This window comes from Pirellulales bacterium (assembly GCA_035939775.1).
GTDB lineage: Bacteria > Planctomycetota > Planctomycetia > Pirellulales > DATAWG01 > DASZFO01.
On record DASZFO010000194.1, the window covers coordinates 1 to 22,814 of the forward strand.

Consider the following 22,814-nt stretch of genomic DNA (forward strand, 5'->3'; position numbering starts at 1 on the left):
GTGGATTGCAGAATCGGTTCGCGCAAAGTCCACTTCTCACTTGGCTAGCGCCCGCACTGAACGTCTGTTGACCCGCCGAAGTATACCATTCGCCGAACCACTGCGGAAATGCCACTCGATCCGCGCCAGCGCCGATTAGGGAAGAGACAAACTCCTCTCCCTCTGGGAGAGGTTGGGTGAGGGGAACTTCGCGCGACGCGGCGCTGCCCCTCACCCCGGCCCTCTTCCAAAGAGAGAGGGAGAAGCGCGGGGCGGCGCGGCCGCGACTTACTGCAAAGGCCAGGAAGAGCAAGATCACCAGCACCACGATCGCGATCGCCACGGCGATTTTTCGCCAGGAGAGCGGGGCTTGTCCGGTGACTCGCCCCGTTTGGCCGTTCGCCAGAAACCGGAACACGCGGTCTTGATAGCGATAGGCCATGATCCAGACCGGAACGAGCATCGGCTGGCTGGTGAGATCGGTGATCCGCACGTTCACCTTGAGGTTCCGCGCCGAGCCGGGGACACTCGGTCGGCAGGCTGCCGCTTCGAGTTGCTCGAAACCTTGACTAGCCAGCGGCCGGGCATATTTCCGCGGCACGGTGAATCGCTCGTAGATGCTGTTGTTTAAGTCGATTTTGTCGGGTGGCACCGCCGGCGAAAGATCGAATGGGCACAGGGCCGCGGTTTCGCCGGGCGTGAGCGCGCCGCTCGCCCCGACAAGCAGGCCCTGGTAAGTGCCCTCGTGCTGCCCGGTAATCGGATACCAACTCGATCGAGCGCCGGCCGGGGTGTGGCTCGAATCGGCCGTCCAGTAGGTGTGCGTTTGCCCGTCGAAAACCCAATACGGAACGTAGACGGGGGTCATCTTCACGATGGCCGCTTGCTCCGAAAGATCTCCGGGCCGCCAATAGCTGCTTCCCAACCACTGACGCATCGCGCCGATCGCTTGCTCCTGCGTCACGACGAATGGCACAATCCGTTCGGGGGCGATTTCCTTGGCGTCAGGCCGCTTCTCAAGTTCCGTCGAACCGCAGAATGGGCAGCGCAGCGTGCCGGCCGAGGCGTCATAGCTCATCGACGCCCCGCAGCCCTTGCAGACGAAGTTGTGCGTCGTCTCATGCGCAGCGGGAGCGGCGCCGCCATCGCGACTCGGCGCCTCGGCGCCGCAATTCGGGCAGAACAGGTCTTCTTCGTCCAAGACCGCTCCGCACGTAACGCATTTGGAAAGAATATCGGGCATGAATCCAAGTACAAAGTACGAAGTGCAAAGGACGAAATTCGAGAAGAGCGCGGAGCGTAAAATGGTGAAAGTCGTTCGGCCGCGACCCGATAGGGGAGCGCGGCGCCGAAGCGTCAGTGTCCACGCAAATAGAACAGCAACCAGATTATCAAGATCAGCAGGACCGCCATCCCAATCGCGATGCCGATTCGCAGACCAGAGAACGGCTTGTCGCCGCATGTTTTCCCGGTTTGGCCGTTGACGAGAAAGCGGTAGATCGTGTCGCGGTAGCGGTAAGTTAGCAAATAGACGGGCAGCAGAATAAGATCCGAATTGACGTGGCTGAATTCGGTTTCGACGGTCGTGCCGCTCTGAGTGTCGCCCGGCAGAAAGCTCGCCACATTCTGCTGCTCCCAGCGGGAGAATTCCTGTTTGCAGAGTTCCAAGGCGGCATCTTCCGCGATCGAGTATTCCTCGCTGAGCCACCCGGCGAGAAAATAGGGTTGGTATCGCTTCAGGGATTCGAGACGGAATGGTTTGATCCGCTCGGCATACGTTTGCGGCAGTCCCTTGCTTCCGGAAACGAGATAGCCGCTGTAGTAGTTATGGTGCTGGCCCGAGAGGTTCCACCATTCGGTCTCGCGGACCTCGCGCGTTCGCGTGACCGTCTTGCCGTTCTCGATCACGGTGTACGTTTCCGTGCGATACCAATACTCGCCGATCTGCGAACTCCAGCGGCTCTCCGCCAACATCGAGAACGACCAGAACGGCAGATAGACGCCGCGGAGCTTTTCTTGGATTTGAGCCGTTTTCAAATCGCCCGGACGAAACCAGCCATTCTGCCGCAGCCAAGACTGAAACTTCTCGACGGCATCGGTCGGTGATACCGCAAATCCGACTACGAACTCCGGCCGCTGCCGATTCGATTCGGTTGCCGGCAGTTCGAGCACGTAGGTGGAATCGCAAAACGGGCAGGTGATGCTCCGCTGGCCGGGATCGACGTTGATCTCCGCGCTGCAATTCTGGCAGCGGAAATGTTTCTGTTCGACGGCCGGCGCGGCTGGCTCGACCTCTTGCACGGTTCCGCAAGCGTGGCAGAATTTATCTCCCGCCTCGACCAATCCGCCGCAAACCTTGCACGGTTTACCGGTGGGGTGGGCCGACTCGCCCAACTCCGGCGCAGCCGCCGCGGGCCTCGGCACCGTCATTACCGCTGCGTCATCCGCCATCGCATGATCTCCGCTTGTGCGTCCAGAGTCCCCAGCCCCAATTACTATATCGCTCACTATTTGACGAGTTGGATTTACGCGTGGCCGACGCTGCCAGCGTCGGTGCGGACGCTAGCAGCGTCCGCTACGAACTCGGCAACCCGCCGCTGACAGTCCCCTAGCCCCGAGCCCCTTCCCTCTGCTGTTGATACACCACGGCGATCACCTCCTGCACGTCCTTGAACTTCTTCTTCGTCGCCAGCGCCGCGTCGATCAGCCGGCGAGCGTCGCTCTCGCTATGGCCGAGGGTCCGCAGGGCCTCGAACGTCTCGCTCACCACGTCGTGCGGCACGTCGGCGGCCGTCGGTCCCTCGCGCGAGACGAGCAAGGCGAATTTCGGCATCCGCCGGCGCAGCTTGGCCACGATCCGCTCCGAAGTGGCCGGGCCGATGCCGGGGAGCGTTGACAGCGTTTTGACATCTTGCTCCTCGATCGCCGTGGCCACCTCGCGCACCGGCCGAACCATCGCCCGCAGTGCCTTCTTTACTCCCACACCATCTACTTCGCAGAACAGGTCAAAAAATTCCCTTTCGACCGCCGTCAAAAATCCGATTAGCCGCGGCGTCAGCCGGCCATGCATCGGGTTGCCTTCCAGATAGTCGATCGTGTGCAAGCTGATTTCTCGCCCCACTTCGTTCTGCAATTGTCGCCGCGCGAATTCGGGAATCAGCACTTCGTATTCGAACGGCCCGACTTTGAGGACCAGCTCGTCCACGTCAACTCGCAGCAGTTGGCCGGTGATTTTGGTGATCAAGGCAGAGACCCTTGCAGGAGCTGCGATTGTCGCTTGCCGAGGTGGTAGTGGCACAGCGCCACCGCCAAGGCATCGGCCACGTCGGGCGGCTCTGGCGGGCGGTCGAGCCGCAGTTCCTTCTCGATGGCTCGCTGCACCTGGCTCTTCGGCGCCCGGCCGTTGCCGGTCAGGATGCGCTTGATCTGCGTGGCGCTATAATGAATGACCGGAATCCCAGCATCGGCCGCCGCCAAACAGATCACCCCGCGAGCGTGCCCCATCAGGATCGACGTCCGCGGATGGTCGTAGTGCGAATAAAGCTGCTCGAGCGCCATCGCGGCCGGCTTGAGCGCCGCGATCACCTCGGCAACTCCCCGATGAATCTCCGCCAATCGGGCCGGCAACTCGCTCGTTTTCTCCGTGCTGCGGACCACGCCCGCCTCGACTAGCCTTGGAGTTCCACGCGTCGCCTCCAGCACGCCGTAGCCGGTGATCGCGAGGCCGGGATCGATGCCGAGAATTAGGGGCGCGGGGCGAGGGATGAGCGGCGAGGGACGCGCAGGCGGAATTGGTCCGTCGTGGAGCTTCTTTGTCACGAAGTGCATTACCGTTGAATTCCGCACGCGCAGCGTGCCATTCTATCCCTCATCCCACGCCCCTCGTCCCTGCCTAGCCCCTCGTCCATTCCGTGCCGCCGGGGCGATCTTCCAACATGACGCCGATTTCGGCGAGCCGCTTGCGGATCCGGTCGGCGGTGGCGAAGTCTTTGTTCTTGCGCGACAATGCGCGAAGCTCGATGAGCAGTTCCATCAGTTGGGCAACCAGGCTATCGTCGCCCGACGATTTCATCTCGACCGGCTTGCGAAACAGACCGAGTGTGACGGCCATCTCGCGGAGCGTCTTCGTCCCCTGAGTCAGAGTGGCCAGCGCGTCCGCGGACGGCTCCGACGTGCCTTCCAGCTTCTCCGCGTCCGCGAACTTGTTCAGCAGTCGCACAAGATCGAACAGCTTGCCGATGGCCGAGCCGGTGTTGAAATCATCGTCCATTGCCTCGAGAAATCGATCCCGAATGTCGACAATCTGCTTCCGCATCGGATCGCTGCCCGGATCGAATTCGCCGCCGGTTCGCGCGGCGGGTTGACCCATCTTGTAGAAACTTTGGCCAATGATTCGCTCGTAGCGCTTGAAAAACCTGTAAAACGCCTCCAAGCTCGTTGCCGTTTCCTCAAGCAACTCTTCACTGTATTGGATCGGGCTGCGGTAGTGGGTGGAAAGCAAGAAGAAACGAATCGTTTCGGGCGAATGCCGGTCGATCAGCTCGCTGAACGGGCTGGCGCCGGTCGATTTGCTGATCTTCTTGGCGGCCTGTTCCGTCGCGGCGTTTGGCGCCGCATCGGCGGCGCGCGTCGTGCGCCCGCCCACTTTGCCAGCCTCGCTCGCCGCCTGCATCAAGCCGTTGTGCAGCCAGTATTTGGCTTGCGGCTTGCCGTGGCAGCATTCGCTCTGGGCAATTTCGTTTTCGTGATGCGGGAAGATGAGATCGAGCCCGCCGCCGTGAAAGTCGAATGTCTCGCCAAGCAGTCTCCGGCTCATCGCCGAGCACTCGATATGCCAGCCGGGCCGCCCCTTTCCCCAAGGGCTATCCCACGACGGCTCGCCCGGCTTGGCGCTCTTCCAGAGTGCGAAATCGGCGGGCGACCGCTTCCGCTCGACCATTTCGCCCCCTTCTCCTTGCATCGTCTCGAGCGTGCGGCGACTGAGCTTGCCGTATTCGTGGTCCTTGCCAACGTCGAAATAAACATCGCCGTCCGAGGCATAGGCAAAATCCTTGTCGATTAGCGTCTGCGTGAGTTGGATGATCTCGTCGATGTTTTCGGTCGCCTTGGGGAAGTGATCGATCGTGTCGATCCCCATCGCTTCGAGGTTCCGCATGTAATCGGCCGTCATTTCGGCCGCGAGTTGCGACATCGGCATATTACGGTTCCGCGACTCGACGATCAGCTTGTCGTCGACGTCGGTAACATTCACGACCCAGGTAACCTGGTAGCCGCAATAGGAGAGATAGCGCTTGATCGCGTCGAAGATCACCGGGCCGACCATGTGCCCGATGTGGCTGGGCTTGTAGACTGTCGGCCCGCAGAGATAGATGCCGACCTTGCCGGGATGGACGGTTTGGAGCGGCTCCTTCGTCTTCGAAAGCGTGCTGTAGACGCGGATTGTCGCCGACGGCGCGGTTGAATTGGAAGCACTCGTATTCGGAATTGGCAGAGTTGTGTTGGGCATATTTGTCTTCGGCTCGTTAAGTTACTTTGGCCAATACGCCGTTCCCTCTCCCTTTGGGAGAGGGTTAGGGTGAGGGGATGCCAAGATAGCCTTTTCGTTCCCGCCCCTCACCCCGGCCCTCTCCCAAAGGGAGAGGGAGGACGAGAACGAGGACCGCTCACATCTCAAAGCCAAATCTTCTGCTCACTTAACCAGTTCTCTTCACCAGCGCGACACACTGTGCGGCAATTGCCTCGCCTCGTCCGACGGCATCAACTCCTTCGCCGGTCTTGGCCTTCAAACCGATTCGATCTGCCGGCAGGCTCAGGATTTCGCCGATCTGGTGGCGGATCGATTCTTTGTAAGGAGTCAGTTTAGGCTGTTCGGCGAAAACGATGCAATCCAGATTGACGATTTCAAACCCAGCGGCCGCTATGCGGTCGCGAACCGCGCGGAGCATTTCGCCTGAGTCGCGGCCGCGATTAGCCGGATCGGTATTGGGAAACAGTTCGCCGATATCCCCTAATGCCGCGGCACCGAGCAAGGCGTCCGTGACCGCGTGCAAGAGCACGTCGGCATCGCTATACCCGACCAAACTATGGTCGTGCGGAACCGCGATGCCCCCCAACCGCAGCGGCCCGCCCGGCGCGAGCCGATGCGTGTCGTGACCGATGCCCACTCGCAATTCTGCCGCCCGTTGCTCTCCCATCGCGCGGATTATAGTAGGGGCAAGGGGCGAGGGGCTAGGGGTGAGGGGCGAGGGAAAGAGACAATCGGCGACGTGCCGATCCGGCCGCTTGCGCGTCCCCTCGTCCCTCTCCCCTAGTCCCTCGCCCCTGTTCACATATAATCTGCTCATGCCGACGATCGAAATTGCCGGACTCACCAAATCGTATCGCGTCTACCAAAAGCAAGAGGGGCTGCGGGCCTCGATTCGCGGCCTGTTTCACCGTCAGTATAAGCACGTTCACGCCGTTCGCGGCATCGATTTGACGGTCGAGCAGGGAGAATTCGTCGCCTTCCTGGGACCGAACGGCGCCGGCAAGACCACGACGCTCAAGCTGCTCTCAGGCGTCATCACGCCGACCTCCGGCTCTGCGCGAGTCCTCGGGCATGTGCCGTGGCTGCGCGAGAATGCGTATCGCCGTCGTTTCGCCCTGGTGATGGGGCAGAAGAACCAATTGTGGTGGGACCTGCCGGCCCAGGAGTCGTTTCGCCTCCATCAAGAGATCTACCGCATCGAGCCGGCCGACTTCGACCGCGTTCGCGATGAGTTGACCGACCTGCTCAAAGTCCGCCCGCTGCTGCGGCAGCCGGTGCGCGAATTGTCGCTCGGCGAGCGGATGAAGATGGAGTTGATTGCCGCGCTCTTGCATTCGCCCGAGGTGCTATTTCTCGACGAGCCGACGATCGGGCTGGACGTAATCGCCCAGCACAATATCCAAACCTTTCTGCGGCATTATCAGCAATTGCGTCGAATCACGATCCTGCTCACCAGCCACTACATGAAGGACGTCGCTGCGCTTTGCCGCCGCGTTGTGATCATCGCCGGCGGGCGGATCATGTACGACGGCTCGCTCTCGGGCATCGTCGATCGCTTTAGCAGCCACAAAATTGTTACGCTCCAATGGGCCGAGGACCACCAGCCGGGCGATCTCTCGCGATATGGCGAAGTGCTCGACGGCGCGGCCCCCAAGTCGCGGCTGCGAATCCGCCGCGATCTGGTGCCCGACGTGCTGGCTGGGATTCTGGCGAACCATCCGGTCGAAGACGTGAGCGTCGAAGACCCGCCATTGGAAGAAGTGATTGCCGAGATGTTTTCGTTGGCCGATGAAGAGGCGGCGGGACTCGAACAAGAACTTGCCAATGCGCAAGCGCGAACTTCAAAGCCGTAGGGTGCGTCAAGTCCGCGCAGACGCACCTGAGTCTGGCGCAGCCCTTGAAATGCTCGTTCCCAGGCTCTGCCTGGGAACGCGCTGCTTCGCAGGCTCTGCCTGCCACGTAGTGCTCGTGGACTTCGAACAAGGACAATCGCGAGGCAGAGCCTCGCATGTAGGGAGTTACCAGGCAGAGCCTGGGACCTAGGGAATATGTCATCATCTCCGACCATTCCGTCGACCGCCGCCCATCTGCCCGACGGCATTATCGCCCGGCTCTACACCTGGCGGACGATCCTGCGAATCAGCATCGAGGAGCGGCTGATCTACCGGGGCGACTTCATGCTCGGCACGCTGATGCGGTTCCTACCGATGGTCGCGCAGATCTTTTTATGGAGCGCCGTGTTCGCGGCAGTCGCGCCGGCGGCCTCGCAAGCGCCGGGCGCCGCCGGCGATTCAGCGCCAATGATCGCCGGCTTTCGATTCACCGATTTCATCGCCTATTATCTGCTGGCGATGATTGGCCGGGCGTTTTCCAGCATGCCGGGCCTCGCCACAGGAATCGCCAACAGTATTCGCGATGGCACGATCAAGAAATATCTAATTCAGCCGGTCGATATGATCGGCTTTCTGCTCTTGCAGCGAGTGGCGCACAAGCTGGTCTACTACATGGTGGCGATCCTGCCGTTCGCCCTGGTGTTTTATCTCTGCCGCGGCTATTTCGAGACGGGCTGGCCTGACGCCGGCACGTTTTTGGCCTTCCTGGCCTCGCTCGTCATGGCGTTTTTGCTCGGATACTACCTCGAGACGGCGATCGGCTTGGTCGGGTTCTGGTTTCTCGAGGTGAGTTCGTTCCTGTTCATCTACATGCTCATCTCATTTTTCCTTTCAGGGCAGATGTTTCCGCTAGCGATGCTCGACAAATTCACGATCGCCGGCTCGGTCAGCTTTGGCGACGTTGTCCGCTGCACACCGCTGCAATACCTGGCCTACTTCCCCGCGACCGTTTTTCTGGGCAAAGTTCAGGGGGCGCGATTGATCTGGGGTCTCGTGGCCGAACTAGGCTGGCTCGTATTCTTCATTATCCTTTGCCGCGTCGGTTTCAATCGCGGAGTGAGGAGATACAGTGCGTTCGGTGGATAATCCGAGATCGAACAAATGGCGGGCGCACTCGTTCCCAGGCTCTGCCTGGGAACGCACTGCCCGGCAGGCTCTGCCTGCCATGCGGCGCCAGTCGACATCGAACACACCCGATCGCGAGGCAGAGCCTCGCCGGCACGGAGTTCCCAGGGAGAGCCTGGGAACTAGGGTTTTATGACTCCGCGACCTCGTTACTTCCGCGTCCTGCTCACGTTCGCCCGAAACAGCCTGGTGCGGGCGATGACGTTCCGCGCGAATTTCCTCATCGAGTGCGTCACGTCGCTGTCGTTTGTGTTCCTGAATCTTGGCTTTTTCATCCTGATCTTTCAGTATACGTCTTCGATCGGCCGCGGTACCGGCTGGGGCAAATATGAATACTTCGTTTTTCTGGCCACGTTTCAGATGATCAACAGCCTGATCGAGGCGTTCTTCATGCCGAATGCCGAGGAATTCAGCGAGCTGGTCCGCACGGGCGAGCTGGATTTCGCCCTCATGAAGCCGATCGACACGCAGTTTCTCATTTCGATGGCGAAGTTCAATTGGTCGTCGATGACGAATTTCCTGTTTGCCTTATTGCTGCTCGGCTACTCGCTGCTGCGGCTCGACTACGTGCCGGGCGTCGCCGAGATTCTGCTCTATCCGTTCTACATTCTGTCGGGCGTGGCCATTCTATATAGCCTGATGATCACGCTGGCCGCGACGACCGTCTGGCTCGGGCGAAATCAATCGATATACGACTTTTGGTTCTATATCACCATCTTCTCGCGCTATCCGCTGGAAATCTACAGCGGCCCGTTCGGGACGCCGATCCGAATTCTGTTCACGTTCATCCTGCCAGTGCTGGTGGTTGTGAACGTCCCCGCGCGGCTGCTCGCCAAGCCGCTCGAACCAGGCGAATGGCGCTTGGCCGCCTTCGCGCTAGTGGCAACCGCTGTGAGCCTCGTCGCCTCGCGCTGGCTCTTCAAACGCGCTCTGGAAAGCTACCGCAGCGCGAGTAGTTGAGCAATGCGAAGCCCAAACCGTGGCACAGCAACTCCGGCCACGCCGCTAAGCCCGACGCTCGATTCGAGTTGCAGCGCGCCTCTGTTTTGACAATACTATCTCTACGTGTCAGTTGCGATTCGACGGTAGTCCTCCGGGAATCCTGGATCGTGCCGGTGGTGCGGGCATTGATAGGCCGGCACGCGGCCCGGATGTCCGGATTGTCGTTTCTTAACCGACGCCTAACTTGAACCTAACATCGCGCTGGTAGCTTGGCCCACATCATGGCGAACTGGTATTCCACGACAATTGTCGGCGGCCAACGAGGAATCGGTGTGGCTATGCGAACGCTGGAGCGGACGGGCGTGCGCTTTCCGGAGGAATCGCGTGCCAGCAGTGCCGCGGCCCGGGGAAGTGCGATGACGCGAGAACGAATCCTGGTGGTTGACGACGAGGAAGACCTCCTTGAACTGGTCAACTACAATCTGAGCAAAGACGGCTACCGAGTCCGCTGCGTGGCATCGGGCGAGGAAGCGCTCGCCGAAGCGCGGCAGCACTTGCCCGACCTCGTCGTGCTCGATCTGCTGTTGCCGATGGTCGATGGTCTTGAGGTTTGCCGGCGGCTCAAGTCCGATTCGCGCACGCAGCACATCCCGATTATCATGCTCACGGCCAAGAGCGAAGAGTCGGACATGGTGGCGGGACTCGAACTGGGGGCCGATGACTACGTGACCAAGCCCTTCAGCCCGCGGATTCTGCTGGCCCGCATCAAGGCGATCCTCCGCCGCAAGGGAAAAGAGGGGATGGACGAGGAGGGCGCCATTCGGATTCACGAGTTGGTGATCCATCCCGGCCGGCACGAGGTGCTCATCTCCGGCAAGGCGGTCGATTTGACGTTCACTGAGTTTCGGCTCTTGCACTTTCTGGCCCGCAAGCCGGGTTGGGCCTTCACGCGATCGCAAATCGTCGATGGCGTCAAGGGAGAGGACTATCCGGTGACGGAGCGCTCGGTCGATGTGCAGGTCGCGGGGTTGCGAAAGAAGCTGGGGGAATTCGGGGCCTACATCGAGACCGTTCGAGGAGTTGGCTACCGATTCAAGGAGTAGCCATGCCGCGGAAACGGCTGCTCAGGCAACTGTTCCTGTCTTACGTTTCGGTGATCGTCGTCTGCGTGCTGGCCTCGAGCTGGTTTGCCTCGAAGGCGCTCGAGGAGTCGTACGTCGCCGGCGCCGGCGAGCGATTACAGATCGCCGCCCGGATGGTCGCGGATCAAGCGTCCAGCGGGTTCACCGGGGAGCCGGGCGAAATCGAGCAACTCGCCTCACGCGTCGGTCGCTCGATGGGCGTGCGGCTGACGCTGATTCGGCCAGACGGAACCGTGCTCTCCGACACGCGCGAAGACGCCGCGCGGATGGAGAACCATGCGCAGCGTCCAGAGGTCGCCAGTGCTCTGGCCGGCCAGGAAGACCGGATCGCGCGGTTCAGCACGACGCTTGGCGAGCGGATGCTGTATGTGGCGGTCCCCGCGCGCCAAGGCAATCAGGTCGTCGGCGTCGTCCGCGCTGCCAGCAGCATGGCCGAGATCGAACAGCAGTTCGGCCAGAGCCGCAACTCGATCATCGGCACGGCGCTGGTCGTCGCGCTGGCCGGCGGCGCAATCAGTTGGTGGCTCGCGCAGCGGATCGCCCGGCCGATTCAGGAGATCAGCGAAGGGGCGCGGCGCTTCGCGCAGGGAGAGTTGCAGGGAAAGCTATCCGTGCCCGAGACGGATGAATTGGCCTTGCTCGCCGAATCGCTCAACCAACTGGCCGGGCAACTGGAGGAGCGCGGTCACGCGATCGGCCGCAAGGGGCACGAGCAGGAAGCAGTGCTGGCCAGCATGGCGGAAGGAGTGCTGGCGGTCGATTCCGACGAGCGCGTGATCAGCTTGAATCGGGCCGCCGCGGACCTCATCGGCGGCAAGCAAACCGACATGCGCGGCCGCAGTCTGCAAGAAGTGGTGCGCAACGCCGATTTGCGCCGCTTCGCCAGCCGCGCTCTGGTCAGCTCCGAGCAGATCGAGGACGACGTCGTACTCCACGGCGATCGCGAACGGATCCTGCACGTCCGCGGAACGGCCCTGCGCGACGTGACGGGGCGCGGGATCGGGGCCGTGATCGTGCTCGGCGACGTGACCGAATTTCATTTGCTGGAGCGCGTGCGAAGCGATTTCGTCGCGAACGTGTCGCACGAACTCAAGACGCCGATCGCCTCGATCAAGGGTTTCGTCGAAACGCTGCTCGACGGCGCGCTCGAACATCGCGACGACGCCGTGCGGTTTCTCGGGATCGTCGCCGGGCAGGCCGACCGGCTCAATTCGATCATCGAAGACCTGCTCAGCCTGTCGAAGATCGAGCGCAGCGAAGAGGCGGCCGATCTGCCGCTCGAGGCGACGGTCATCAAGCAGGTCTTGGAAGCCGCGATCAACGATTGCCAACCCAAGGCGGCCCAGCGCCGGATCGAAGTCTGCCTGACTTGCGACGAGCGGATTCAAGCCACGGTGAATTCGCCGCTCTTGGAACAAGCCATCGTCAATCTGCTCGACAATGCCATCAAATACAGCGATCCCGGCAGCGCTGTTTGGATCGTGGCCCAGCAGTCGCGAAGCGAAGTCACGATCGCCGTGAGCGATCACGGCTGCGGCGTCGAGCAAGAGCATTTGCCGCGGCTGTTCGAGCGATTCTATCGCGTCGATAAGGCCCGTAGCCGCAAGCTCGGCGGCACTGGCCTGGGGCTTTCCATCGTCAAGCACATCGTGCAAGCCCATCGCGGCCGGATCACGGTCGCCAGCGCCTACGGCGAGGGGAGCACGTTCACGATCCATCTGCCGGTCGTCGCCGCGTAGCAAGTGCGAAGTGCCAGCGCTTGAACGGCGCGGACCGCCAAATATACTGGATGGGTGGCGGCCGACGGGATTGGAAATTCGCCGCTGCTTTGCCTGGCTCGCTTTCCTGCGCCAACTCCGAGGTTTCAACCGTGTTTACCAAACTTCAAGTCGTATTCGGCTTGGCGGCCGGGGTCGCGATCGCGATCTTCTTTTTTGCGATCGTCCTGAACGCCCAGTCCAAGCAGTTTGGGCCGGTGCCGAGTTGGCTGGGGCTGGCGGTTTGGGGCTCGTTCGGCGTGGTTGTCATTTCGTCGCTGGGGATGATTGTCACACAGGTCCTCGAGTTCCGCGAGCAGAAACCGAAGAAGGAAATCGAAACGCTCACCGAAGCAGAGGGGCTCGAAAAGGTCGCGGCGCCCGTCGCGGTGACGGCCAACGAGGAAGCGCCGGCAGAGGCCATCGTGGAAACGTTCGAGGCCACCGCTGCTTTCGAACCCGCAGCGGAAGAGGGCCTCCGAACCGAAATCGAATCGGGCGAGGGCCTCGGCGAGGCTGCCCTGGAATTCGAAGATCTCACGACCGACTTCCCCGAGTTCGACGAGAAATAGTGATTCGTCGATCATTGCTTGTTGATTTGGCGCACCGAGTTGGTATATAACAACAGGCAGTAGCACTCCCCGCAGTCGTGCCGCGCCGATCCCGCCTTGCGGCACGCCTTATACGATCCGAAGTCTCTCACCCCGGAGGATCGAGCCATGTTGACTCTTCTCGGCAAACGTCAACCTTTTTGCGACGGCGTCTCGCGGCGAAACTTTCTCAGAATCGGCGCGCTCGGCTTCGGCGGCCTGGCCTTGCCCGATCTGTTGAGGGCCGAAGCGACGTCTACCGCCGCCGCGGCGAACAACAAGTCGATCATCAACATCTATCTGGCCGGCGGCCCGTCGCACATCGACACGTTCGACCTCAAGCCCAACGCGCCGCCCGAGATTCGCGGCGAATTCCATCCGATTCCGACGACCGTGCCCGGGATGCAGATTTGCCATCTCATGCCGAAGCTCGCCGCGATCGGCACGAAGCTGACCATCGTCCGCTCGCTTACCGGCATCCGCGACGAACACGCGATCGACCAGACGGAAAGCGGCTGGTCGGAGAACGATCTGCGGAGCGTCGGCGGGCATCCGTGCCTCGGCGCGGTCGTGGCCAAGGTGCAAGGACCGACGCGCGGGGCCGTGCCCACTTTCGTCGATCTCACCGGCCAGACCAAGCACGGCTTTCTCGGCCCGGTCTACTCCGGATTCCGCCCTGACGGCGAGGGTCGGTCAAATCTGCGGCTGCGCAATGAGATCACGCCGGACCGTTTCCACAGCCGCGCGGAACTGCTGTCGCAGCTCGACCGCATCCGTCGCGACATGGATTCCAGCCATGCGATGGACGCGATGGACGCCTTTAACCAGCGGGCGTTCGGCGTTATCACGTCGAGCAAGCTGGCCGAAGCGCTCGAATGGGAAAAGGCCGACCCGAAGGTGCGCGAGCGATATGGGCTGCCCGAGCATGGCGACAACAGCCGGTTTCTGTTGGCTCGGCGGTTGGTCGAGTGCGGGGTGCGGATCGTGAGCTTCAGTTGGGGAGGCTGGGACACGCATGGCGACAACTTCAACACGCTTCGTCGCCAGCTCCCGCCGCTCGACATTGGGTTGAGCGCGATGATCGACGACCTCGAATCCTGCGGCCTGTTGCAATCGACGATGATCGTTATGTGGGGCGAGTTTGGCCGGACGCCGCGCGTCAATCCAGCCGCCGGCCGCGATCACTGGGCTCGGGCCGCGAGCGCCGTGGTCGCCGGCGGTGGATTCAAGACTGGCCAAGTGATTGGCTCGACCAATCGTTACGCCGAGGAGGCTCGCGATCGGCCAGTCCATATTCAAGAGATGTTCGCCACCTTCTATCAACAGTTGGGGATCGATCCGAAAAAGACAACGATCCGCGACCCCAATGGTCGTCCACAGTATCTCACGGCCCACCCAGAACCGATTGCCGAGTTGCTTGGCTAGCCAGACCGCTCGCGGAAGAGCAAGTGATTCCACCCTACGACGATCACGGCTTTTTGCCTCCCGGAGTACATCCGGCAAGCCTCGACGAGGCCGAATCGCGGTTTGGGTGCGACTCGGAAGTTCGTCGCGCTCAGATGGATTCGGTAAAATGGATGGTGGAGTTGGCTGTGCGCGCGGGCGTCCAGCGAATCATCTTGAATGGCAGCTTCGTCACCGATGTCTTGGAGCCAAACGACGTCGACTGCGTGTTGCTGATTGGACCGGGCGCGAGGCGCGATCGGCGAGCTTTGAAGCAGCTTCGCAAGGGCCTACCGTTCTTGAGCATAGCATTGGTCGGTCAGGACGACTTTGACCACTTGGTGAACGATTTTTTTGCAAATGATCGGTTCGGTGTGCCGAAAGGGATGATCGAGGTGGTGCGATGAGACGAGTGCTCAATGAAGTTGAGTTGACCAATACGCGGCGCAAGCTTACCGAACTGGAACGTCGATACGACGCTCATGAGCAGGAAAACGGGGGCGACGAGGAATTGCGTGAATTGTCGATGGAATCGTTGAAAAGGCTGATCAATCAGCTTAAGGAAGAGATTTTATGGTCTGAGGTCCATCCCCCTGCGCATCGCTAACGGCGATGCGGCCGACCTCAACCCCTCTGCAATCTGCGGGCATTTCCGTTCATCTTCGGCCGCCACTCCAGCTTGCCCAGTCGCCGGAATCGCGCCAATCGGAATAAAGCTCAAGACCCGGATATTTCGTGTCGATAAACTCAAAGCGAAAACTTAGGACGAGCGAGGATGGGCTAACACCGGAAAATCCGGGCAAATGGCTGGGGACCGACGAGATAGGAACCGTTTATGAATGCCACGCCTCCCGCGATCAGCCCTCGCCTGCGGTCCCGCGAGCCTCTCGCCGCGGCAAGCCATACGCCGCCGGCTGCCGTTCCTGGCAACCCTTTGCTGCGCGTTCTGATCCGCTTGCCGAACATCGCCGCGCCATCCACAGCCGCGGCCCGATTCCAGTTCGCGAATAAGCTGTTTTCGACGCTCAAGCGGCGTTACGCTGCGGCCGCCTTTGCCGTATTTGTCGTTTGCATGATCGCAATGCTGCTCCGCGGCAAACACGGGACCGCAGTTCACAACGATCTCGGTTCCGACGCGCCTCCTTGGAACGGCGCCGTCACCGTCTCTCCGGTCGCAGAAGGGCCGGGGCAGCGAATGGTCGAGTCGGCCGAAAGTCAATCGCGAATCGGCAAGTCGCCGCCGTGGTCGCCCGCGCCGCAGAATCCCTCCGACGCCCAGCCTCCGGCGCGCAACGTAAGCGGCTGGCAACCCCCGACGGGTGGAATCGGATCGACCTATACGAATTCAAGTGCCGCCGACGATCAAATTCCGGTCATGAACCGTTCTTTCGACGCGCTGGACCGTCGAGCGCCGACGTCGCGGCAATCGCAGCCAACCGCACCGGGCGCCGCGTATATGGCGCAACGCTATGTTCCGGCGGCCAATACTTTCGACCGCGGGATCGCGAATCCGGTGCCGCGGGCTGAAGCTCAACTGATGGGAACGATCGGCTCGCTTCCCGATCAGTCCAACGGCGATTTCAACGGATCGCGGAACTCCAGGTAATTGATCCATGAGCGCCATCGACAACGCCTTCATTCGCGCTTACACGACGGACGCCACCGCGGCCGCCGCGCCAGCGGTCGCAAAGGCCGATCCGCGCAAGTCGAACGACCGCGGTACGGCCGCCGAGGCCCCGACTACGATTCCGGGCCGGCCGCATTTCGCGCGATCCGCTCCCCGAGCGAATGCAGCGCCGTCGGTCATTCCAGCGCCGCACATCAATCTGGCCATGTTTTCCCACAGTGCCACGACGCTCGATCCGCCGCGGCCGGCGCCGATTCCAATCCGGATCGATCCGCCGGCAGTTGCGATTCATGCACCGCATACGGCGTCGGATTCGGCCGGGGCGATTGCCGCTGAGGCGAATGAAAACGACGGATCGACGATTTCGCTTCCGACATCGTCCGAGGCAACGGCCGAATCCGCGGCTCGGCGGCCGGCTTACGAAGTCGATCGCTTCGCTTGGCCCGAGACATGCGATGCTCTGCTCGCGCGAATCGGCGCGCAGGCCGATGAACTCACTCTGGAATTGATGGCCGAAGCGGCACTGGGGCGAAAAGTGATCGCCGTGAGCGGCTGCTCGCGGGATGACGGAGGGACGACGCTGGCGCTGGTGCTCGCGCGGCGGTTGGCGGCCTCAGGCGCGAAGGTGGCGCTCGTCGATGCCGACTTTGCCGCGCCGCAGTTGGCAGGCCGGCTGGGCCTGGTGATCGGGATCGGGTGGGAAACGGTGCTGGCCCTGCCGGAAAAGACCGCGCTTTGGGATACGATGGTCGAGTCGATCGAAGACCGCCTGACGGTCGTGCCGCTGGCCTCGCGATCGCGTATGCACGTCTCCGGTGAGATTGCCGCTCGGCTGGCCGCCTGCCTGGCGGAGCTTCGCGAGGCATTCGACATTGTGCTCGTCGACGCCGGGCCGATGTCCGCCGGTTCGGAAACTGATTGGCTCACCGAGTCCGGCAATGGCCTGGAGGCCGCGATCCTGGTCTGCGACGTGCGCACCGCACAAGCGGATCGAGTTGCCGGCGTGAGTCGCCGCTTGATGGATGCCCAGATCGCTCCGCTGGGCGTCGCCGAGAATTTTTGCGCCTAATTTTCAATCGGTCCAAACCATGTACGAATCTTATTGGCAGCTCGACCGCAAGCCATTCGAGAACTCGGACGATCCGAAGTTCTATTATCCGGGTGAAGGCCATCAGGGCACGCTCCTCAAGCTGCGATACGTGGTTGAGAACCGCCGCGGCGGGGCGGTCGTGGCGGGAGGCTCGGGCACGGGCAAAACTCTGTTGGCAAGAATGCTGGCCCGCCAGTTGGCCGAGGGCTGCAAGCCGCTCGTGCATCTGGTATTTCCGCAGATGCCGGCCGCCGAGCTGCTCTCCTATCTGGCCGACGAGCTGGCCGCGCCGCCGTCCGCGGCCCGCGGCATAGACCAGGCTGTCCGTCGCATCCAGACTTTTCTCGAGGAGAACGAGGCCCGCGGCCAGCATGCCGTCGTGACCATCGACGAGGCGCATCTCCTCGAACAAACCGAGACGCTCGAAGCGCTGCGGCTGCTGTTGAATTTCGAGGTGAAATCGCGGCCGGCTCTCACTCTGCTTTTGGTCGGGCAGCCGCGACTGTTGCCGATGATCGATCGGATGCCGGGGCTCGAGGAGCGGCTGGCGCTGAAGTGCCTGCTGCGGCCGTTCACGCTTGAAGAGACGATCAGTTATATTGCCCACCGGCTGCAAGCGGCGGGAGCAAAGCGGCCCATCTTCGAGCCGGCCGCGATCGAGACCCTCTACGGACTCACCCACGGCCTGGCCCGCCGCATCAATCGGCTCTGCGATCTGGCCCTCTTGATCGGCTTCGCCGAAGAGAGGCCGAACGTCACCGCCGCTCAACTGGAAGCGGTCTCGCATGAGTTGGTGACCGTCGCACCGGAGTGAGCGCGCGACGGCTGCCCTGCGAAGCGTAGGGTGCATCAAGTCCGCGCTGACGCACCGGAACCCGCGGAAACGAATGCCTGACGCGGCAAGCCGGTGCGTCTGCGCAGAGCTTTGACGCACCCTTCAACTCTACATCTCCCGATCCTGCGCCGCCCTCTAGCCCTTTCGCCGCCAAGCGCGGAAAGCCGCAATGGCGACGGGCAGCAGGCTGATTGCGACGATCGCGATCACGACTTGCTCGAAGTGATTTTTGACGAACGAGATGTTCCCGAGCCAAAAACCAGCCAGCGACATCAGCGTGACCCAGCCGATGCCCCCCGCGATGTTGTAGATCGCGAATCGGCGGTAGCCCATCCGCGCCACGCCGGCGACGAAGGGGGTGAACGTTCGCACCAGCGGCACGAATCGGGCGAGCACGATCGCCTTGCCACCGTGCCGCTCGTAGAACGCCTTGGCCGCCAGGAGATGCTCGTGCTTCACGAACCGCATCCGCCCCTTCTCAAAGACGTGCTCCTCCATTTGCAGGCCGAGGAAATAGTTGACGGCATCGCCAAGGACCGCCGCCGCGCTGAGCACGAGAATCAGCAGTTCAATGCGGAACACGCCATGCCCGGTGGCATCGCCGGCCGCGAGCACTCCGGCGGCGAACAGCAGCGAATCCCCCGGCAAGAAGAACCCAATGAGCAGGCCTGTCTCGCTAAAGATGATCGCGAACAGGATGAGATAGCTGACCCACGGCGGCCCGCCCAGATTGACCAACTCGCGAAGCTGCTCGGGCTCGGCGAGGTGACGCAGCCAGTTGATTTTTTCGAGGAGCCATTGCATGGGACGGGCGAGTTGCGAGTTAAGGGCAGCGAGCGGCCAAATCTGCGACTTCGACAATACAGATAACTGATTCTCGCGCGGAATGCAGCGCCGGAATCCCGTTCCTCTGCTTGCGCGTCCCCCAGTCCCTAGCCGCCAGCCCCTTGCCCCTATTCAGGCAGCGGCTTGCCGCGCGTCTCCGGAGCGAAGGGAATCACCACCAAGCCCACGAGAAAAATGGCGCACATGCTGACGCCGGCGTAGCGCAGCGGCAGCGGCTCGGGATAGCCATTGAAGACGTGGCTCGTGAGCATTCCCAGCGCGAACGGGCCGCTCGCGGCGACGAACCGCCCTACGTTGTAGCAAAACGAGGTGCCCGTGCTGCGGAGCCGCGTTGGAAACAGCTCAGGAAAATAAATCGCGTAGCCGCCAAACAGCGCCAATTGGCAGAATCCCATGATCGGAACCATCCAGAAGATCTGGCTTGTGTGGTCGATCTGCCAAAACACCCAGGCGGTGCTCGCCGCAGCCAACGTGAAAGCGATGGCAAATGTCGGCTTGCGGCCAATCGCATGCGTTCCCCGGCTGAAAGCCCAAACTCCGAAGAATCCCCCGATGTTTTGCATCATCGAAGTCATCCCCGTCCACCAAGTGACCGCGCTGCTGAGCGGCTGTCCGGTCAATCCTTCCGCTTGGAACTGCTTCATGAGGACCGAGTGCATGAGATCGACCGTGAAGAAGCCGATACCCCAGAGACCGACAACGCCGGAAAACGCGAGCAACAGACCGACGATCGCGTTGCGCCGCCAGCGGGGGTCGCCGAACAATTCGGCATAGGACCCCAGTTTTCGTTTCACGCCCTCCGCGCGTGCGGCCGCTTGCCAACGCTCCGGCTCCTTGAGATACCGAAAGACCACCACCGCCATCATCGCCGGCAGCGTGCCGACGACGAACATATAACGCCAGGCATGCGCGCTGTCGATCAACCGACCCAGACCCATGTTGATCAGCGCCGCAGACACGTTCCCGACTGTCGAGAGCGCTTGGAGCAGCGCCAGCGCGAATGGCCGCGCGCGGTCGGGCATCGTTTCGGCGACGAGCGACACGCCAACGGCGAATTCGCCGCCGACTCCGAGGCCGGTCAAGAAACGATACGCCGCGAAATCCCAAAACCCCGTGGAAAGCGCGCTCAAGCCTGTGAACATCGAATAGAGCAGGATCGTCCAGAGCATCGTCTTCGCTCGGCCGATCCGATCCCCCAGCACGCCAAAAATGAGCCCGCCGCTGGCCCAGCCGATCAGGAAGATCGAGGTCGCATAGCCGGCGTAACCATCGATCAATTCGTTCGGGGGCGGCGTGCCGTTCGGCCCGTGCAAGAGGGCAATCATCGCCGGGCGCCGCGCCAGCGTGAACAACTGCTGATCCAAGCAATCGAACAACCACCCCAGCGCGGCCACCATCAACACGAACCATTGGTATCGATTCACCTCCCGATACCAGGGGCGGGAAAGATCGCCTACGGGCGATTGAAGGGGCGAGCGATACGGATTGCTCTCGGGAAAATCAGCCATCGTCAGGCAGTCTCAGCGTGCGCGGTGCGGTTGGGAGTGGGAACGGCGCATGATAAGCAGCGGAGACGTGGATTTCCAGCACCCAAACAAGACGGTGGTGTCCCAAGACTTTGTTGCTGGGCTCGCCGCGCCTATGGTGAGAACTGGACCATGATCGACTGAGGCATTGTGGAATCACCGAACCATTCGCCGATCATGCCGGCGCGCAAGCCGGCCGAAGCGGCAGACTATGTTTGTCTCGATTGGGGCGACGCTTCCGCGTCCACCGGTGTCTCTCCACTCCTTCTGTTCCTGGCACTCACGCAGCATCGGTAGGCAGACGGCGCACTGAACCGCCGCGATCATGACGCCGGTTATCAGTTTCCGCAGGCCGAATTGGAAGCGGTGCCCCGGAGAGGGGGAGGCCATGTCTCAAATTCTATCAAAGCCGCACGGCCTAGCGAATTGCCCAAATCAAGACTTGACCTGAGCAGCTTTCGCGGTACAATGGCGACCTCTTCGCTTGACTTCCAATACCTTCCACTTAGACTGGGAGAAGGGACGGCGTGTATTGGATAGAGTCGGAAAAAAGGCGACTTTTCCGCTCTTCCATACCCGATAACAGATTTACGGCCCGCGCCGGAGCCTTTGGCAAAAAGCCGAAGGGGTGACATTGCGGACCATGCGGCATTGACGCCGATGCGGCCGCGCCATTTGGCAGCGGCCTGTTTTTTGCGCGGAGCCTACCGGGTTGGGAGTTGATTAAAAATGCCTGACAAGAATCGCGCCAAACAGATTATCGTTGAGATAGTGCGCCTTTCCGGTGGAAAGTTCGACAGCACTACGAGGCTATTCAAAGCATTTTATTTTGCACATCTATATTACGCACGAATCGCACCTGGCTATTTGTCCGATTGGCCCATCGTGCGGATGCCACGCGGTCCAGGTATAGATGACGGACGGGCCCTTCTTGAGGAATTGGCTGAGGAGGGCCTTCTTGAAATCCGCGCCATCCCAACTGGCCCATATACGCAGATGCAATATCGCACAGCAAGCCGATCCAATAGCTTGGGGCCACTTCCGCTGAATGCAATTGATGCAATCCGCGATGCCGTCAATTTTGTGAACTCGCGAACAGCAGCAGAACTCAGCGACCTCACGCATGAGTGCTCGCGATCATGGCGATCTGCCAAAGACGGTGACGAACTGAACATCTACGCCGATTTGTCAACCGACGAAGACTTTGCAAATCGGCAAGAGGCATTCAAACGGCTCGATCCGATCTTGGAAGAAATCTGGTGCAAGCCGGTCTAGCGATACCAATGGGCAACCCATTGTTGGATCGCAGCGTGCGTACATCCAGCCCTCATCTTGTTGCGTAGGTCCAGATGACACGCGCGAATGTCATTAATGCCCGTAGGACCTCCGTCGGTCGCTTCTTCAAGGAATCGAAAGACCGATTTCAAGCCAATAGTATTCCCGTTGAAGTGGCCGTCGTCGCTGCACAAGTGCGAGATAGTCTTGGCCGCGACTTCGTGGCACGAATCGCCGGCAACGATAATCGCCGTCAGTAGCTCATCGACTCCATACTTGCGTCGAAATTGCCCCTCCGACGCAGCGCCCTCGCAGATGGCCTCAGCAATTATCTCCTTGAGCCTCAATCGGTGGTCGAGCATCGCAGACATCCTTGGTGGTGACCGGACGACGTATTCTAGCCCCTCGCCAACCAAATGAAAAGGCTTTTTGGTTGTTCATTTCCACATCGTTCTGCCATCTAAAATCGTCTAGCGATTCATAGATCATGTGCTTGACGGATCATTCGAGCGGGCTCTATAATCAGCCGCTTGGCCATTCCGACCACATCGGGTGCGGAGCATTGAATGAAAATCACCTTTGATTTTGCCGCCCAGCAGATCAGTATCGACGGAGACGCCCCTAATCTCATGGAGATCGTTCAGGCGGCGCGCGAACTCGTTCCGGCTATTTCGCAGATCAACATCAACACGGCGCGCCTGCCAGGAATCCAGCAAGCGGCGAAGCCTGCACAAGCTAGTACATCTGCACCGGAAAACGGTGCGTCCTTGACCGGCGTGACGCTACGCCAGTTCATCAAGTCGCTGCGAATTGCAGGGGCTTCAGAGGGGGTCGCTGCGGTTGCCTACTATTACAAGCATCACGGAGGGGTGGAATCGTTCTCGCCTAAGGACTTGTCCACTTGGTTCACACAAGCGGGTTTGCAGAAGCCATCGCAAATGCCTGTGGCCGTATTCTATGCGAAGAAAAAATTCGGTTACGTCCAGAGCGCGGGCCGTGGAAAGTGGAGACTGACGACTAACGGCGAAAACTTGATCGTCGGGAAGCTCAATCAAGCTGACGATGCAGATGATTCTTAGAACGTGTTTGAAAAGCTATTTATCCCAGCCGCCGGCCAGTTCTGCTGGCTTTAGGTGGCGTAACATACGGTGAATCATGCAGACGAGGATCATGGCTTCGCTGTTATCGGTTCGTTCCTCGTAGTCTTTGCTTAATCGT

General features: G+C 61.0%; 23 protein-coding genes. 14 read left to right on the plus strand and 9 right to left on the minus strand.

Going from position 1 to position 22,814, the window contains the following annotated elements:
* The 6 genes from VGY55_12545 to ispF form a co-directional block, all read right to left on the minus strand.
* Positions 1 to 1,222, minus strand: a 1,222-nt coding sequence (locus tag VGY55_12545; protein HEV2970792.1) for a zinc ribbon domain-containing protein, incomplete at its 3' end; no start/stop codon positions are given.
* Positions 1,223 to 1,335: 113 nt separating this feature from the next.
* Entirely contained in the window at positions 1,336 to 2,430 is a 1,095-nt protein-coding gene (locus tag VGY55_12550; GenBank protein HEV2970793.1) for a zinc ribbon domain-containing protein, read from the minus strand.
* Positions 2,431 to 2,587: 157 nt separating this feature from the next.
* On the minus strand, positions 2,588 to 3,223 hold the full coding sequence (ruvA, locus tag VGY55_12555; protein HEV2970794.1) for a Holliday junction branch migration protein RuvA: 636 nt from the start codon (positions 3,221 to 3,223) through the stop codon (positions 2,588 to 2,590).
* Positions 3,220 to 3,714, minus strand: coding sequence for a crossover junction endodeoxyribonuclease RuvC (locus VGY55_12560; protein ID HEV2970795.1), 495 nt, complete (start codon positions 3,712 to 3,714; stop codon positions 3,220 to 3,222). The genes ruvA and VGY55_12560 overlap by 4 nt, the downstream gene beginning before the upstream one ends.
* Before the next feature lie 157 nt (positions 3,715 to 3,871).
* Positions 3,872 to 5,485, minus strand: coding sequence for a cysteine--tRNA ligase (cysS, locus tag VGY55_12565; protein ID HEV2970796.1), 1,614 nt, complete (start codon positions 5,483 to 5,485; stop codon positions 3,872 to 3,874).
* A gap of 187 nt (positions 5,486 to 5,672) precedes the next feature.
* Complete coding sequence (gene ispF, locus VGY55_12570; protein HEV2970797.1) at positions 5,673 to 6,323, minus strand: 2-C-methyl-D-erythritol 2,4-cyclodiphosphate synthase; 651 nt, start codon at positions 6,321 to 6,323, stop codon at positions 5,673 to 5,675.
* On the opposite strand from ispF, the gene VGY55_12575 reads away from it, so the two are divergent.
* The 12 genes from VGY55_12575 to VGY55_12630 all read left to right on the plus strand — a co-directional run bounded on the left by VGY55_12575 (position 6,322) and on the right by VGY55_12630 (position 17,928).
* Complete coding sequence (locus VGY55_12575; GenBank protein ID HEV2970798.1) at positions 6,322 to 7,359, plus strand: ABC transporter ATP-binding protein; 1,038 nt, start codon at positions 6,322 to 6,324, stop codon at positions 7,357 to 7,359. The two genes, ispF and VGY55_12575, sit on opposite strands and share 2 nt — an antisense overlap.
* A gap of 195 nt (positions 7,360 to 7,554) precedes the next feature.
* Positions 7,555 to 8,484: an ABC-2 family transporter protein gene (locus VGY55_12580; GenBank protein ID HEV2970799.1), complete on the plus strand. Its 930-nt coding sequence runs from the start codon at positions 7,555 to 7,557 to the stop codon at positions 8,482 to 8,484.
* A gap of 171 nt (positions 8,485 to 8,655) precedes the next feature.
* Positions 8,656 to 9,483 (plus strand): ABC-2 family transporter protein, encoded by an 828-nt coding sequence (locus VGY55_12585; GenBank protein ID HEV2970800.1) that lies wholly within the window; start codon positions 8,656 to 8,658, stop codon positions 9,481 to 9,483.
* Between the two features lie 398 nt (positions 9,484 to 9,881).
* The gene (locus VGY55_12590; protein HEV2970801.1) at positions 9,882 to 10,568 is read left to right on the plus strand and encodes a response regulator; all 687 of its coding nucleotides are present in this window, start codon (positions 9,882 to 9,884) and stop codon (positions 10,566 to 10,568) included.
* Positions 10,569 to 10,570: 2 nt separating this feature from the next.
* Positions 10,571 to 12,346 (plus strand): ATP-binding protein, encoded by a 1,776-nt coding sequence (locus tag VGY55_12595; protein ID HEV2970802.1) that lies wholly within the window; start codon positions 10,571 to 10,573, stop codon positions 12,344 to 12,346.
* Between the two features lie 131 nt (positions 12,347 to 12,477).
* Positions 12,478 to 12,936, plus strand: a complete 459-nt coding sequence (locus VGY55_12600) for a hypothetical protein (protein HEV2970803.1) — start codon at positions 12,478 to 12,480, stop codon at positions 12,934 to 12,936.
* 147 nt (positions 12,937 to 13,083) lie between these two features.
* Positions 13,084 to 14,379 carry a DUF1501 domain-containing protein gene (locus tag VGY55_12605; protein ID HEV2970804.1) on the plus strand — a complete coding sequence of 432 codons (1,296 nt, stop codon included), beginning with the start codon at positions 13,084 to 13,086 and terminating at the stop codon, positions 14,377 to 14,379.
* A gap of 23 nt (positions 14,380 to 14,402) precedes the next feature.
* Positions 14,403 to 14,804, plus strand: coding sequence for a hypothetical protein (locus VGY55_12610; GenBank protein HEV2970805.1), 402 nt, complete (start codon positions 14,403 to 14,405; stop codon positions 14,802 to 14,804).
* Entirely contained in the window at positions 14,801 to 15,004 is a 204-nt protein-coding gene (locus tag VGY55_12615; GenBank protein ID HEV2970806.1) for a hypothetical protein, read from the plus strand. Before VGY55_12610 ends, VGY55_12615 begins: the two co-directional genes overlap by 4 nt.
* A gap of 228 nt (positions 15,005 to 15,232) precedes the next feature.
* A complete protein-coding gene (locus VGY55_12620) occupies positions 15,233 to 16,003 on the plus strand; it encodes a hypothetical protein (GenBank protein HEV2970807.1) in 771 nt (256 codons plus the stop codon).
* Positions 16,004 to 16,010: 7 nt separating this feature from the next.
* On the plus strand, positions 16,011 to 17,093 hold the full coding sequence (locus VGY55_12625) for a hypothetical protein (GenBank protein ID HEV2970808.1): 1,083 nt from the start codon (positions 16,011 to 16,013) through the stop codon (positions 17,091 to 17,093).
* Positions 17,094 to 17,112: 19 nt separating this feature from the next.
* The gene (locus VGY55_12630) at positions 17,113 to 17,928 is read left to right on the plus strand and encodes an AAA family ATPase (GenBank protein ID HEV2970809.1); all 816 of its coding nucleotides are present in this window, start codon (positions 17,113 to 17,115) and stop codon (positions 17,926 to 17,928) included.
* Between the two features lie 156 nt (positions 17,929 to 18,084).
* Here the strand turns inward: VGY55_12630 and VGY55_12635 are convergent, their stop codons facing one another.
* Both VGY55_12635 and VGY55_12640 read right to left on the minus strand, forming a co-directional pair.
* The gene (locus VGY55_12635; protein HEV2970810.1) at positions 18,085 to 18,753 is read right to left on the minus strand and encodes a VTT domain-containing protein; all 669 of its coding nucleotides are present in this window, start codon (positions 18,751 to 18,753) and stop codon (positions 18,085 to 18,087) included.
* A gap of 149 nt (positions 18,754 to 18,902) precedes the next feature.
* Positions 18,903 to 20,303: an MFS transporter gene (locus VGY55_12640; protein ID HEV2970811.1), complete on the minus strand. Its 1,401-nt coding sequence runs from the start codon at positions 20,301 to 20,303 to the stop codon at positions 18,903 to 18,905.
* Between the two features lie 747 nt (positions 20,304 to 21,050).
* On the opposite strand from VGY55_12640, the gene VGY55_12645 reads away from it, so the two are divergent.
* The gene (locus VGY55_12645; protein ID HEV2970812.1) at positions 21,051 to 21,596 is read left to right on the plus strand and encodes a hypothetical protein; all 546 of its coding nucleotides are present in this window, start codon (positions 21,051 to 21,053) and stop codon (positions 21,594 to 21,596) included.
* Here VGY55_12645 and VGY55_12650 read toward each other — a convergent pair.
* Entirely contained in the window at positions 21,593 to 21,958 is a 366-nt protein-coding gene (locus VGY55_12650) for a hypothetical protein (GenBank protein ID HEV2970813.1), read from the minus strand. The genes VGY55_12645 and VGY55_12650 overlap by 4 nt on opposite strands.
* A 204-nt stretch (positions 21,959 to 22,162) precedes the next feature.
* On the opposite strand from VGY55_12650, the gene VGY55_12655 reads away from it, so the two are divergent.
* Positions 22,163 to 22,675 carry a hypothetical protein gene (locus tag VGY55_12655; GenBank protein ID HEV2970814.1) on the plus strand — a complete coding sequence of 171 codons (513 nt, stop codon included), beginning with the start codon at positions 22,163 to 22,165 and terminating at the stop codon, positions 22,673 to 22,675.
* Positions 22,676 to 22,814 lie beyond the last annotated feature (139 nt).

What these genes read in the sequence shown, in the direction of transcription:
- VGY55_12550 (HEV2970793.1), bottom strand. Translation starts at nt 2,430, where the DNA reads ATGGCGGATGACGCAGCGGTAATGACGGTGCCGAGGCCCGCGGCGGCT.
- cysS (HEV2970796.1), bottom strand. Translation starts at nt 5,485, where the DNA reads ATGCCCAACACAACTCTGCCAATTCCGAATACGAGTGCTTCCAATTCA.
- VGY55_12575 (HEV2970798.1), top strand. Translation starts at nt 6,322, where the DNA reads ATGCCGACGATCGAAATTGCCGGACTCACCAAATCGTATCGCGTCTAC.
- ispF (HEV2970797.1), bottom strand. Translation starts at nt 6,323, where the DNA reads ATGAGCAGATTATATGTGAACAGGGGCGAGGGACTAGGGGAGAGGGAC.
- VGY55_12580 (HEV2970799.1), top strand. Translation starts at nt 7,555, where the DNA reads ATGTCATCATCTCCGACCATTCCGTCGACCGCCGCCCATCTGCCCGAC.
- VGY55_12585 (HEV2970800.1), top strand. Translation starts at nt 8,656, where the DNA reads ATGACTCCGCGACCTCGTTACTTCCGCGTCCTGCTCACGTTCGCCCGA.
- VGY55_12590 (HEV2970801.1), top strand. Translation starts at nt 9,882, where the DNA reads ATGACGCGAGAACGAATCCTGGTGGTTGACGACGAGGAAGACCTCCTT.
- VGY55_12595 (HEV2970802.1), top strand. Translation starts at nt 10,571, where the DNA reads ATGCCGCGGAAACGGCTGCTCAGGCAACTGTTCCTGTCTTACGTTTCG.
- VGY55_12605 (HEV2970804.1), top strand. Translation starts at nt 13,084, where the DNA reads ATGTTGACTCTTCTCGGCAAACGTCAACCTTTTTGCGACGGCGTCTCG.
- VGY55_12615 (HEV2970806.1), top strand. Translation starts at nt 14,801, where the DNA reads ATGAGACGAGTGCTCAATGAAGTTGAGTTGACCAATACGCGGCGCAAG.
- VGY55_12620 (HEV2970807.1), top strand. Translation starts at nt 15,233, where the DNA reads ATGAATGCCACGCCTCCCGCGATCAGCCCTCGCCTGCGGTCCCGCGAG.
- VGY55_12625 (HEV2970808.1), top strand. Translation starts at nt 16,011, where the DNA reads ATGAGCGCCATCGACAACGCCTTCATTCGCGCTTACACGACGGACGCC.
- VGY55_12630 (HEV2970809.1), top strand. Translation starts at nt 17,113, where the DNA reads ATGTACGAATCTTATTGGCAGCTCGACCGCAAGCCATTCGAGAACTCG.
- VGY55_12635 (HEV2970810.1), bottom strand. Translation starts at nt 18,753, where the DNA reads ATGCAATGGCTCCTCGAAAAAATCAACTGGCTGCGTCACCTCGCCGAG.
- VGY55_12640 (HEV2970811.1), bottom strand. Translation starts at nt 20,303, where the DNA reads ATGGCTGATTTTCCCGAGAGCAATCCGTATCGCTCGCCCCTTCAATCG.
- VGY55_12645 (HEV2970812.1), top strand. Translation starts at nt 21,051, where the DNA reads ATGCCTGACAAGAATCGCGCCAAACAGATTATCGTTGAGATAGTGCGC.
- VGY55_12650 (HEV2970813.1), bottom strand. Translation starts at nt 21,958, where the DNA reads ATGCTCGACCACCGATTGAGGCTCAAGGAGATAATTGCTGAGGCCATC.
- VGY55_12655 (HEV2970814.1), top strand. Translation starts at nt 22,163, where the DNA reads ATGAAAATCACCTTTGATTTTGCCGCCCAGCAGATCAGTATCGACGGA.